At 46.8% G+C, this 12,332-nt stretch carries 15 protein-coding genes; 14 read left to right on the top strand and 1 reads right to left on the bottom strand.

Annotated elements, in window-relative coordinates; genetic code table 11:
• Window positions 1–10: 10 nt before the first annotated feature.
• The 3 genes from efp (at window position 11) to MHH46_RS22415 (ending at window position 2,710) form a co-directional block, all read left to right on the top strand.
• Window positions 11–568: an elongation factor P gene (gene efp, locus MHH46_RS22425; protein ID WP_038572538.1), complete on the top strand. Its 558-nt coding sequence runs from the start codon at window positions 11–13 to the stop codon at window positions 566–568.
• A 146-nt stretch (window positions 569–714) separates the two neighbouring features.
• Entirely contained in the window at window positions 715–1,263 is a 549-nt protein-coding gene (locus MHH46_RS22420) for a dihydrofolate reductase family protein (RefSeq protein WP_076193103.1), read from the top strand.
• A 193-nt stretch (window positions 1,264–1,456) separates the two neighbouring features.
• Window positions 1,457–2,710 carry an aspartate kinase gene (locus MHH46_RS22415; RefSeq protein WP_076129643.1) on the top strand — a complete coding sequence of 418 codons (1,254 nt, stop codon included), beginning with the start codon at window positions 1,457–1,459 and terminating at the stop codon, window positions 2,708–2,710.
• A gap of 134 nt (window positions 2,711–2,844) precedes the next feature.
• Here the strand turns inward: MHH46_RS22415 and MHH46_RS22410 are convergent, their stop codons facing one another.
• Window positions 2,845–3,711, bottom strand: a complete 867-nt coding sequence (locus MHH46_RS22410; protein ID WP_081382367.1) for a YitT family protein — start codon at window positions 3,709–3,711, stop codon at window positions 2,845–2,847.
• A 302-nt stretch (window positions 3,712–4,013) separates the two neighbouring features.
• Between MHH46_RS22410 and MHH46_RS22405 the strand changes: the two genes are divergently transcribed.
• The 11 genes from MHH46_RS22405 to accC all read left to right on the top strand — a co-directional run bounded on the left by MHH46_RS22405 (window position 4,014) and on the right by accC (window position 12,295).
• Complete coding sequence (locus tag MHH46_RS22405; protein WP_371915730.1) at window positions 4,014–4,277, top strand: YqhV family protein; 264 nt, start codon at window positions 4,014–4,016, stop codon at window positions 4,275–4,277.
• 82 nt (window positions 4,278–4,359) lie between these two features.
• On the top strand, window positions 4,360–5,361 hold the full coding sequence (spoIIIAA, locus tag MHH46_RS22400) for a stage III sporulation protein AA (RefSeq protein ID WP_076129644.1): 1,002 nt from the start codon (window positions 4,360–4,362) through the stop codon (window positions 5,359–5,361).
• On the top strand, window positions 5,354–5,872 hold the full coding sequence (gene spoIIIAB, locus MHH46_RS22395; protein ID WP_076104383.1) for a stage III sporulation protein SpoIIIAB: 519 nt from the start codon (window positions 5,354–5,356) through the stop codon (window positions 5,870–5,872). The genes spoIIIAA and spoIIIAB overlap by 8 nt, the downstream gene beginning before the upstream one ends.
• 13 nt (window positions 5,873–5,885) lie before the next feature.
• A complete protein-coding gene (gene spoIIIAC, locus MHH46_RS22390) occupies window positions 5,886–6,089 on the top strand; it encodes a stage III sporulation protein AC (RefSeq protein ID WP_036682849.1) in 204 nt (67 codons plus the stop codon).
• Between the two features lie 7 nt (window positions 6,090–6,096).
• Complete coding sequence (spoIIIAD, locus tag MHH46_RS22385) at window positions 6,097–6,486, top strand: stage III sporulation protein AD (protein WP_036682847.1); 390 nt, start codon at window positions 6,097–6,099, stop codon at window positions 6,484–6,486.
• 44 nt (window positions 6,487–6,530) lie between these two features.
• Window positions 6,531–7,763 (top strand): stage III sporulation protein AE, encoded by a 1,233-nt coding sequence (gene spoIIIAE, locus MHH46_RS22380; RefSeq protein ID WP_036682845.1) that lies wholly within the window; start codon window positions 6,531–6,533, stop codon window positions 7,761–7,763.
• A 27-nt stretch (window positions 7,764–7,790) separates the two neighbouring features.
• Window positions 7,791–8,567, top strand: a complete 777-nt coding sequence (gene spoIIIAF, locus MHH46_RS22375; protein WP_076129645.1) for a stage III sporulation protein AF — start codon at window positions 7,791–7,793, stop codon at window positions 8,565–8,567.
• Window positions 8,568–8,610: 43 nt separating this feature from the next.
• The gene (gene spoIIIAG, locus MHH46_RS22370) at window positions 8,611–9,255 is read left to right on the top strand and encodes a stage III sporulation protein AG (RefSeq protein ID WP_175617305.1); all 645 of its coding nucleotides are present in this window, start codon (window positions 8,611–8,613) and stop codon (window positions 9,253–9,255) included.
• A gap of 67 nt (window positions 9,256–9,322) precedes the next feature.
• Window positions 9,323–10,240: a SpoIIIAH-like family protein gene (locus MHH46_RS22365; RefSeq protein WP_076129647.1), complete on the top strand. Its 918-nt coding sequence runs from the start codon at window positions 9,323–9,325 to the stop codon at window positions 10,238–10,240.
• A gap of 147 nt (window positions 10,241–10,387) precedes the next feature.
• Window positions 10,388–10,897: an acetyl-CoA carboxylase biotin carboxyl carrier protein gene (gene accB, locus MHH46_RS22360; RefSeq protein ID WP_076098642.1), complete on the top strand. Its 510-nt coding sequence runs from the start codon at window positions 10,388–10,390 to the stop codon at window positions 10,895–10,897.
• Window positions 10,898–10,951: 54 nt separating this feature from the next.
• Window positions 10,952–12,295 carry an acetyl-CoA carboxylase biotin carboxylase subunit gene (accC, locus tag MHH46_RS22355; protein ID WP_076129648.1) on the top strand — a complete coding sequence of 448 codons (1,344 nt, stop codon included), beginning with the start codon at window positions 10,952–10,954 and terminating at the stop codon, window positions 12,293–12,295.
• The last annotated feature ends 37 nt before the right edge of the window (window positions 12,296–12,332 follow it).

The following is a 12,332-nucleotide window of genomic DNA, read 5'->3' as shown; positions in this document are numbered from 1 at the left end:
GGGATTTTTAGTGATTTCAGTAAACGATTTTAAGACAGGCTTGACCGTAGAGGTGGACGGTGATATTTTTACCGTTCTTGATTTCCAGCACGTTAAACCAGGTAAAGGTGCAGCGTTCGTTCGCTCTAAGCTGAAAAACCTGCGCAATGGTAACACTGTTGAGCGTACTTTCCGTGCTGGTGAAACTATTGGCCGTGCTATTATTGAGAACCGTGGCGTGCAATATTTGTATGCAAGCGGATCGGAGCATGCTTTCATGGACAACGAAACTTATGACCAATTCGAATTGTCCAGCAAGCAGCTTGAATGGGAATTGAACTTCCTTAAAGAGAACATGACTGTAAACATCATCAGTTACCAAGGTGAAATCCTTGGGATTAACCTGCCTACCAGCGTAGAGCTGAAGGTTGTTGAAACTGAGCCAGGTGTGAAGGGTAATACTGCTCAAGGCGCTACTAAATCGGCCAAGCTTGAAACAGGTCATTCTGTACAAGTTCCTCTGTTCATCAATGAAGGAGATGTGCTGCTTATTGATACTCGCGAAGGTAAATATATCTCCCGCGCGTAGGAAGCATCATACTTGCCGAACTTATAACCAATCAGCCTCCCCCGTTATTACGGTGGGGGGTTTTTGGTATATAAACGAGGATGCATGAGGAACAGTATGGGTGAGAATGTTATACTTACGAATTAAAGGATCAGAAGGAGGCGCATATGAGAAAATTAATTATATCTGAGTTCATATCCCTTGATGGTGTTATGGAAAATCCACAATGGACCTTCTCATTCGGAAGTGAAGAACAGGAGCATTTCAAGTTTGCTGAACTGAAAGCTGCTGACGCTCTAATGTTAGGACGGACAACCTACGAAGGTTTTGCAGAGGCTTGGCCAAATATGGTTGAGCAGACAGGTGAGTACGGTGAAATGATGAATGGATACGCTAAGTACGTAGTCTCCACAACTCTCGAAGAAACAACATGGAGCAATTCAAGCTTGATCAAGGGCGATCTTGCTCAGGAGGTGTCCAAGCTGAAGGAGCAGCCGGGGAGAGATATTCTCGTTTTTGGCAGTCGTACGCTTGCGCAGAGCCTGATGCAGCTTGGCCTTGTCGATGAATATCAGCTTCTGGTCTTCCCGATTCTGCTGGGTAGCGGTCAGCGCCTGTTCGATAACGTTGGTGAAGAGAAGACGTTGGAGCTAGTGGACTCCAAAAGATTCAGTTCTGGAGTGATGGCCCTGACTTATCGACCAGCTTCTCAATAAAAAACTGGAAGACGAGTGAAATGAGGTCAGCTAGTGTCTTGAAGCTGACCTTATCTTTTTGTTAGCTTCTGGAAAATCAATAATTTTTTAATGAAATCATTAACGCATTACGCTATTTTCGTATTATACTGGTTTAAAGCGGGAAACCGATTAGAAGCAACTACATAGACCGATATGGGGAGTGAGTGGGACTTTGTCACTTTATGTTATGAAATTCGGAGGCAGCTCCGTCGGCGACACAGAACGCATGCAACGTGTTGCCAAGCGCATCGCAGACAAGCAGGATGAGGGACATCGCTGCGTTGTAGTTGTATCTGCTATGGGGGATACAACAGATGATTTGATCGATACGGCGAGGCAATTAAACGGGCAGCCGCCTGCACGTGAAATGGATATGCTGATGACAACAGGAGAGCAGATTTCCGTTGCTCTTTTGTCCATAGCTCTTCATGGGATCGGGCGGAATGCAGTATCTTATACAGGATGGCAGGCCGGGTTCCGTACAGACGAAACCCACGGTAGAGCTCGTATCAATGATATTGATCCACACCGTGTAGTAGCGTCTTTGGAACGCGAACAGATCGTTATCGTTGCCGGTTTCCAAGGGATGACTTTGGATGGTGAGATCACTACCCTGGGCCGCGGAGGATCGGACACGACAGCTGTAGCCCTTGCGGCTGCTATTCAAGCAGATGTATGTGAGATTTATACCGACGTTGATGGTATCTATTCTACAGATCCACGCATTGTGAAAACAGCCCGCAAGCTGAACGAAATCTCATACGATGAGATGCTAGAGCTTGCCAATCTGGGAGCGGCGGTACTACATCCGCGTGCAGTGGAGTATGCTAAGCGTCATCAAGTTAAGCTGGTCGTTAGATCGAGCTTTAATCATAATGAAGGTACTGTTGTGAAGGAGGAAGCAAGCATGGAGCAAGGAGTCGTAGTTAGTGGGATTGCTTATGATAAGAATGTAGCACGTGTCAGTATTCTAGGAGTACCTGATGTACCGGGTGTACTCGCTCAAGTCTTCGGCAAGCTGGCTGAAGAAGGCGTAAACGTAGATATCATTGTACAAAGTGGTGTGCAGAATGAGCAGGCTGACTTCTCATTTACAGTTTCACTTGATGAACTGGACCGTGCGAAGGAAGTCATTAAAGAAATCCATAAAACTTTACCTTACCGTGAAGTAACGTCCGAGGATAACCTCGTTAAGGTTTCTATTGTTGGCGCGGGTATGGTTAGCCATCCTGGTGTTGCGGCTCAAATGTTTGATGTGCTCTCCCAAGAGGGCGTAAGCATTAAGATGGTCAGCACGTCTGAGATTAAGGTTTCTTGTGTAATCGAATCCGGCAATTTGCCATCGATCATTCAGGCGCTTCACACCGCTTATAATCTGGATACAACTGAGCAGGCCTTTGTTGGTGGTCCTAAGGATCGTCGTTAAGAGCCGTTCAATCAATAAAAAGGGAGATCCTACAGCTATTTAGCTACGGGGTCTCCTTTTTGGGCATCAGCAATAAATGAAAAGGAACGCTGCAGGTTTGAATGCAGCGTTCCTTTTTACATCTATATGGGTATTTATCCTAAACGTCTAAACCGGCCTAGAATTTCAACAGTCTCAAGTACATTGACGAAAGAGCTTGGATCCGTCTCAAGGATAGTCTTACGCAGCTCTGACAGCTCATAGCGGGTCGTTACGGTCATCAGCATTGTATTGCCCTCGTGACTGTAACCGCCCTCTGCGTTGACTACTGTGATGCCATGAGGCAGCTCTCTAAGACGATTCAGCATTTTATCCCGTTCCTTGGTAACAATGAAGCAGGTTAGCTTAACATGACGAATATGAATCATATCAACCACTCTGCTTTTCACAAAAATACAGAGCATAGCGTATAAGGCTGAGTCCCAGCTTTTAAAGAAGCCTAAACTCAGAATAACGATCCCATCCATTACGAAGAGTACATTCCCAATAGGAATATCCCGCTTACGTGTAATAATCGAGCCTAATATATCAAATCCTCCAGATGAACCCCCGGCACGGAGAGAAAATCCAACCCCGCCAGCAATAATTACGCCGCCAAAAATACTAGCCAAAATCGGGTCTTTGGTCACTTTCACCGCAGGAATAATTGTCATGAACCAGGTGGTAGCTAAAACGGAAAGCATGCTTAGTAAGATGTACTTTTTCCCCACTGCAATAAATCCCCAGATCAGAACAGGAAGGTTTATCGCAAAATAAATGATTGAGATGTACTTCGGATTAGTTACATACCCGATGACTGAAGCCACCCCTGCTACCCCGCCGCTTAGCAGTTGATGAGGAATTAGAAATAATCTCATCCCTGCGGCGACTAAAAAAGCTGAAAAAATAATGATTGCCGCTTCTCTTACTGGTCTGACTACGGACCGCATGCTGAGCGGTAGCCCGTAATTTCGTACGTGCATGACACAAATCCCCTCTTTTTCTTATGTCTTTTTAGTTTGCCTTTTTTTGAAAATATAAACTCACTATATTTCCAATTAAAAAGGATACCACAGATGAAGGCGTTCGTAAAAATTATTTTATCGTACTGATTATATTTATTTATGAACCCACTCACTATGAATTCTTTCACAGTCTGATCTGCAAATCTGTCATTTCTCATTGTCTAAAGTGAAAAAGCCACGCATATCCATGAATAATAGAAAGCTAAACAAGCCTCAGATCTCTTTTGGTATGAATGAATTAGTAAAAGGAGTGGAGTAGATTGGACAAGTATGTAAGCTGGATGGCGACTCTGCGGTTGTTCTCGGGCAGTGCAGAGATTATAGCTGCGCTGATAATGCTCAGATTAAATCAGGTCGATAAGGCGCTGGCTGTCAATTCTGGACTGGCTTTGGTAGGCCCGACCATATTGATATTGACGACAGCTATTGGTCTGACTGGGATGGCACAGCAGCTGTCATGGAGCAAATTAGGCTGGGTGGGCTGCGGTGTAGCCTTTCTCTTAATCGGGATTTTGAAAAAATGATAGATGATAGGCATATTGGGCGCGTACAAGCATAAATATGGAATAAAGCAATTAAGTAGAGGACAGCTTGGGGGTACTTTGTATGGCAGATGATTGGCTGCAATTGTTTCCTGAAAAAGTAAGAGCGCTGTTAAAGTGCCTTCCCCTTCCGCTGCTAGGAATGGTGGAGGAGATTCGTGTCCGTGAAGGTCGTCCGCTGGAAATTAACTACTCTGGTAAATATCACTTTCTAAGAGTGAATGGCAGTTTGACGCAGAGGCCTGAAGAAGCTTACAAGCCGGATCGGGAAGACACTCATCGACTGCTAGACCTGATCAGCAACCATTCGCTATATACGATGGAAGAAGAGCTGAGAAAAGGATTTATTACGATTCCCGGCGGTCATCGGATAGGACTTGCTGGCCGGACAGTACTGAGTGGCGGAGGTGTAGAGCATCTTCGTGATATCACTGGCTTTAATGTCCGTATTGCTCGAGAAGTACCTGGAATCGCAGATGGAGTGCTGCCTTATTTACTGGACAAGGGGCGGCAGCGAATGATGCACACCTTGATTCTCTCCCCTCCACAACATGGCAAGACTACCCTGCTCCGCGATCTTGCAAGACAAATCTCCTTAGGGGAATTGGGCAAGCGCGAAGGGATTAGACCGGGGCTGAAGGTGGGAATTGTTGACGAACGGTCTGAAATTGCTGGCAGCCGGCGTGGTGTTCCCGCTTTTGACGTGGGTCCGCGGACTGATGTTCTTGATGGCTGTCCCAAGGCAGAAGGCATGATGATGATGATCCGGTCGCTATCGCCAGATGTATTAATCGCGGATGAGATTGGGCGTCCTGAAGATGCCGAAGCAGTTACCGAGGCCCTGCATGCCGGAATATCTGTCATTGCTTCCGCTCACGGAAAAGATGTAACAGAGTTGGCTCGTAGGCCGGGTCTTGGAGGACTGCTGGAACAAAAGATGTTCGAGAGATATGTCATACTCCATCGTTCAGAAGCAGGCCTCACGTTTCGTATTCTGGATGGCCAGAAAAGAGGAATGCTGCTTATCTCTCCCGGGGATCGACTAGGTGGTGATTTGCATGCTTAAGCTGTTCGGTGCTGTGCTCATTGTGGTGGCTGGTACGCTTGCAGGTCTCCAGTTTGCTCGTCAATATGCAGACAGGCCCAGACATATCAGAGGTTTAATAGCAGCACTACAGCGGTTGGAAACAGAGATCATGTACGGCTTCACCCCACTGCCGGAAGCCATGCGGCGGATTGGGAATCAGTCGAAGGACCCGCTGAAATCGTTGTTTGTCAAAACAGCGGAGGAGATGAGCCCTCCCTATGACAGAAGCGCCCAGGATGCCATCCAGCGGGCGATGGAAGCATATTGGAAGTCTACCGCTATGAAGGGGACAGAAAGAGAGATTCTTCGCCAGCTCAGCTGTACTCTCGGCACAAGCGATAGGTCGAATCAGAGCACTCATATCGCGTTAGCATTGCAGCAATTGAAGCAGGAGGAGTCGGTGGCCAGAGAGGATCAAGGCAAATATGAAAAGTTAAGTAAAAGCCTGGGTCTGCTGCTTGGAGTACTGATCGTCATTTTGATCTTTTAGCGAGGTGCCAGGAATGAATATTGAAGTCAATGCGATTTTTCAAATTGCCGGCATTGGCATAATTATCGCCATGATACACACGGTGCTCAAACAGATGGGAAAAGAGGATTTCGCACATTGGGTCACCGTGATCGGGTTCGTAGTCGTGCTGTTCATGGTGATTCGTATGCTGGACGGGTTGCTGCAGGAAATAAAAACGATCTTTCTTTTTCAATAGGCGTGCCATGGAGATTATTCAAGTTGTTGGGATTGGGCTGATATCGACCATATTGATTCTCGTACTGAAGGAACAAAAACCGATGTTCGCCTTCCTTCTTGCTACTACAACAGGAATTCTAATTTTTATGTTTCTCATCGGCAAGATCGGAATGATCCTCTCTACACTGGAGCGGGTGGCTGAGTCATCGGGGATGGAAATGATTTATTTGAAGACTGTTTTCAAAATCATCGGCATTTCCTATATCGCGGAGTTCGGTGCACAGATTGTACGAGATGCCGGTCAGGAATCGATTGCTTCCAAAATAGAACTCGCCGGCAAAGTGCTAATTATGGTACTAGCCGTACCCATCATCAGCATCATTATCGAAACCGTCATGAAACTACTGCCTGCTTAAAGCAATCGTAAAGAGAGCTGAGCAACGAATCGGGAGGAGAAATTATGCAAGAGCGCAGTGTTTTCCGTCCTCCAAAACTAAAAATAATACTGCTGCTGCTTCCATTCTTTTTCATTCTATGGTTTGCAGGTACAGCTCAGAGTGTGCAAGCTTCCTCAACACCAGAATCCGGCAGTTCCTCCCCGGTAGACCAGTGGGTCAAGAGCCAGGTGAATAATTTGCCAAAAGATAAAGTCGAGTCGTACTGGGATCAGCTGATGAAGGATTATGGTGGTTTTTTCCCGGACGGGGCCACACCCACGCTAATGGACATGCTGCTTCCAGGAGATAAGGGGCTCAGCTTGAAGGGTGTGTTATCTGGGCTTCTAGGCTTTATGTGGCATGAGGTGCTGTACAACGGAAAGCTGCTCGTGACGATTGTGATGATCAGTGTGCTCAGCATGATTCTGGAGACGCTGCAAACCGCTTTTGAGCGAAAAACGGTCAGTAAGGTCGCTTATACGCTCTGTTATATGGTGGTGCTGGTAATTGCCGTGAACAGCTTCAATATCGCTATTGGTTATGCAAAGGATGCTATCGATCGGATGATCGATTTCATGATGGCGATGATTCCACTGCTGTTCGCGCTGCTGGCTTCGATGGGGAATATCGTTACGGTCTCCGTCACCCATCCGTTAATTGTTTTTATGATTCATACGGTTGGCACCATGATCCACACCCTTGTTTTTCCGCTTCTTTTCTTCTCGGCAGTGCTGCATCTGGTCAGCGCATTGTCAGAGAAATATAAACTAACCCAGCTGGCTAACCTGCTACGAAACATCGGTGCTGGACTGTTAGGTGTACTGCTAACTGTGTTCCTAGGTGTAATTTCCGTTCGAGGGATAACAAGCTCAGTAACGGATGGGGTCACCATTAGGGCCGCTAAATATATTACAGGGAATTTTGTTCCGGTCATCGGCAAAATGTTCGCGGATGCCACAGACACAGTAATCTCAGCTTCACTGCTGGTGAAGAATGCGATCGGGTTATCGGGTGTCATTATCATATTGTTCCTGTGTGCTTTTCCGGCAATCAAAATCCTGGTGCTTGCCCTTATCTACAACATAGCCGCCGCTGTGATGCAGCCGCTGGGAGAGACACCGATTGTAGTCTGTCTCCAGACGATTGGAAAAAGCATGGTGTACGTATTCGCTGCTTTGGCTGCTGTTTCCTTAATGTTTTTTATGGCGGTTACGATCATGCTGACTGCGGGCAATTTGACCGTAATGATGAGGTGAAGCAACAAAACCTTTAGGAGGGAAACCATGAGCTGGTTAGGCGGTTGGCTGCGGGAGATCATCCTGGTTGTGCTGTTGGCGTCATTTGTTGAATTGCTGCTCCCAAGCAAATCCATGGAGCGTTATGCAAGATTGGTGCTAAGTCTCCTAATCCTGCTCACGATGCTCAGCCCTATCGTCTCTCTCCTGAAAGGTGATGCAATCTCCGAACTGAGTGTCGCTATGGGACAGCAAGAGAAAGAGGGCGGTTTGTTCACTGGCGGAGGGAAGGGAGACCCATCCTTGGAACAGATTCTGGCAGATGGGCAAAAGCTTGCACAAGGCCGTCAGGAACAGAGTCTGCAGCTCGCTGCCGAAGAGGTGGCGGGTCAGATGAAAGAGCAGATTATCAGTGAGACCGGCAAACGCGGGGTTAATGTCACCGTAACGCTGGGCATGGGGAAGTCTGGCGGCACTGGTAACGAAGACGTTCCTGTCATTTCCAATGTAAGGGTCTCTATGCCTCAGACAACGGCTAACTCCCCGGGTACTTCCGGAGCTTCCAGCACAGCGACTACAGCACCCATTACAATCTCTCCTGTAGCATCTGTAGAAGTTAAAATTGGCGCTAATCCGGCAGATAACGTAGGGAGTGAAGCAACATCATCAGCTGAACCTAATAAAGCAGTGAACGGAACTGTAGCTGAAGACAGCGCGTCCTCGAGTGAAATGGAGTCCATTGTAAAGCTGCTGGAACTGAAGTGGGATTTGGATCCCAAAGTCATTCAGGTGGATGGCAGCGTGGCTAGTAACGTCAAATCATGAGCTTGATGTTTCTAAGAAACTATAATTTTTAGGAGGGATGGGAGTGAGCAATTGGCTGAAAAAGCTTGAGCAGTGGGCTGGGGGTGGGGCCGGCAGTCCGAAGAGAAGCCATACCTTTCGCTGGCTGATCATTCTGGGTCTGCTGGGCGCAGCGATCATGCTATTCAATTCCTTCGTCAATGTGAAGAGGATTGATAACGAGAATACAGGGCGTGAGCCGCCGGTGAATCAGTCCTCTCAAACGGCGCTGGTGCAGAGTGATCCAACCACAACGACCAATTCGTTCGACAGCATCGAACTAGCGATGGAGAACCGGATGAAGGAAATTTTGGAGAAAATCGTTGGCGTCGGTACAGTCGATATCATGGTTACAGTGGAGTCTACAGAAGAAATTGTCGTGGTGCGTAATATGAATGACTCCCAACAGCTTAGTGAAGAGACGGATGCCAGTGGGGGGAAACGTCATACGACACAATATACGAGGGATGGCGAAATCGTAACCTACTCGCAATCAGGGGACGAGACACCCATCGTGACGAAGCGGATCAAACCTCAGGTACGCGGCGTACTGGTAGTTGCCAAAGGGGCAGAGAACAAGGTTGTTCGTGGACTTGTCGAGCAGGCTATAGAAAAAGGCTTGAACGTCCCAATCCAGCGCATTTCAGTAGTACCACGCAAACAAGAATAGCAGGAGAAAGTCAATAAGTGAGTGCTTCCGAAGCAGCCACTAGATTAAATTTTAGGAGGAATTAGGAATGAACGGCAAAAGACAAACGATATGGTTGGTTTCTATGCTCAGCTTGATGGTGGTCCTCTCTGCATACTATTTATTCACTGAAGACTCAGGTGCTTCGATTCCAAAAGACACGGCTGGCACAATGCAGGTTGATTCCCTGAAAGACACAGCAGGTGCAGCGTTGCCAACGGTTGGCGACAAAGGTGTTGTTGTGAACGAAGTTGTTAGTCAAGGCGATGTTGTTGCCGATGAAGGCGTTGTAGATAGCACTACTGGCGCCGCTACTACGGACGACAGCGCTACTGCCGCCAAAACGGATGACAGTGCTGCTACCGCTAAAACGGATGATAGCACTACTACTGCTAAAACGGACGAAAGTACAACTACAGCTGCTAAGGACGATAGCAGTAAAGCTGCCGCAAATAGCAGTGACTCAGAGAAGGCAACAACCGACACTGTTGCTAAAGATGCCGCGAAAACAGATACATCTGCTAAAGATACAGCCGCAAATACAACAACCAAGACTCCAGCCAAAAATGACAAAGAAATTCTCGATGAAGTAGCTTCTCAAAGTGTATCGGCGAGCAGCATGTTCACTAACTACCTTTATGAACGTGAGCAAAAGAATCTTAAGAACCAACAAGACTTGCTTGCTTTGATTAATGACATGGATAAAACACCTGCTGATAACGCAGTCGCTCAAGAACAACTTCTTAATCTTGAAGAAAAAGAATCCAAAATTACCGGTATTGAAGAACAGCTTCAACAAAAATATGGAGAAGCGATTGTAAAGGAAGAAGCTGGAGACAGCTACAAAGTAGTCGTTCTCAGCGACAAACTGGATGTAAAGCAAGCGGTTAGCATCGTGGATCTCGTAATGAAGGAACTGAGTGTATCTCAAGATAAAATTAGTGTACAATACGTTTCTGAGCAATAATAAGCTGTAAAATTAAAAGAAAAATGACGAAAGAGCTCGGGTTGCCCCGGGCTCTTTCCATTTTTACCGATTGTGATATAATACATAAAGTTATCTTGTCCGCTTAAGAAGTGGCTTCGAGAGAAAGCTGAAGGAGTGAACTGATATATGTTCAAGTTGAGCGAAATTAAGGAATTGATTAAATTGCTGGACCAGACCTCCTCTGTACATGAGTTGGAGATCGAAAGCGAAGGAATGAAGCTTGCAATTCGCAAACCGGATCGCCCTGAAGCTGATGGAACAGCAGTACAGGCGACTCCTTATGCTGCCTATCCCTTTACGCCTGCCCCGCAGCCGCAGAGCGTACCGCAAGTATCCTATCCGGTAGTAGGTGAAGTTCCTCCAGCGCAGCAGCCACAAGCAGCTGCAGAAGGCAAACTACATAAAATTGTGTCTCCAATGGTGGGGACCTTTTATAGTGCCGCTTCTCCGGAAACGCCTTCGTTTGTTAATGTTGGAGACCGTGTAAGTGAAAAATCAACGGTTTGCATTATTGAGGCGATGAAACTGATGAATGAGCTGGAAGCGGAGATCAAAGGTGAAATCGTGTCTGTGCTTGCTGAGAACGGTCAGCTTGTAGAATACGGTCAACCACTATTCTTGGTTAAACCGGAATAAATACCGCAGACTACTTAAGGAGCGGAAGCTTCGCAAAACTTTGGGAGGAAACGCATGAACATTCAAAAAGTGTTGATTGCCAACCGCGGCGAAATCGCGGTCCGCATTATTAGGGCCTGCCGTGAACTGGGCATTTCCACCGTCGCGGTCTATTCAGAACCCGACCGGGATTCACTGCATGTCCGGTTGGCTGATGAAGCTTACTGCATCGGTCCGATGCCGGCCAAGGACAGCTATCTGAACTTTACAAATATTATGAGTGTAGCCACCTTAACGGAATGTGATGCCATCCATCCTGGCTATGGATTTTTAGCTGAAAATGCGGATTTTGCAGAGATTTGTGAATCTTGCAATATTATCTTCATAGGACCTTCTCCAGATGCCATAAACCGTATGGGTGACAAGGCTGTGGCGAAGGAAACCATGAAACTGGCTGGAGTTCCGATTATCCCGGGCTCAGATGGTCTTGTAGGCGATGTAGAGGAAGCTGTCATGCTGGGCCGCGATATTGGTTACCCGATCATCGTTAAGGCTACTGCAGGTGGCGGAGGTAAGGGAATACGGATTGCTGAGGACGAGGAATCTTTGGTGAAGCAGATTACTGCTGCACAACAGGAAGCACAAAAGGCGTTTGGTAACGCTGGTGTATATCTGGAGAAATTCCTAACAGGTATGAAGCATGTGGAGATTCAGATTATTGCAGATAAACATGGCAATGTAGTGCATTTAGGTGAACGGGACTGCTCCGTGCAGCGTCGTCGCCAAAAGCTGATTGAAGAGGCACCTTGTTCAGTGCTCACACCGGAAATTCGGGAAGCAATGGGTAATGCAGCAGTTCGAGCAGCACTTGCCGTGAATTATTCGGGAGCCGGAACACTTGAATTCCTGCTTGGACCGGATGGACAGTTCTACTTCATGGAGATGAATACCCGTATTCAGGTTGAACATCCAGTAACAGAAATGGTTACAGGTGTGGATTTGATTAAGGAAATGATCTCTGTAGCAGAAGGCAATCCGTTGTCATTCACTCAGGAAGATATCGTGATTAATGGCTGGTCCATTGAATGCCGTATAAATGCTGAAGATCCTGAGCGTAATTTCATGCCTTCACCAGGAAAAATCGGCTTTTATTTGCCACCAGGAGGCCTTGGCGTTCGTGTAGATAGTGCGGCGTACCCAGGATATACGATTTCCCCTTTCTATGATTCTATGATTGCAAAACTGATTGTCTGGGCTCCTACACGTCAGGAAGCGGTTGCGAAGATGAAGCGCGCCTTGGCTGAATTCGCCGTGGAAGGCATTCATACCACCATCCCTTTCCATCAGAAACTGTTGGAGCATCCTGTATTTTTGGATGGTAACTTTGACATTAAGTTTCTTGAAGAGTATGAAATTTAGGACGACTTCGGTTTGTTTGTCATAAAGTTCGTCAAAT

The sequence above is a fragment of the Paenibacillus sp. FSL H8-0175 genome (assembly GCF_045040615.1).
In the GTDB taxonomy this organism is placed as follows: Bacteria; Bacillota; Bacilli; order Paenibacillales; family Paenibacillaceae; genus Paenibacillus_AQ; species Paenibacillus_AQ odorifer.
Note: the sequence above shows the minus strand (reverse complement) of the source record. Positions and strands in the feature narration are given on the sequence as shown.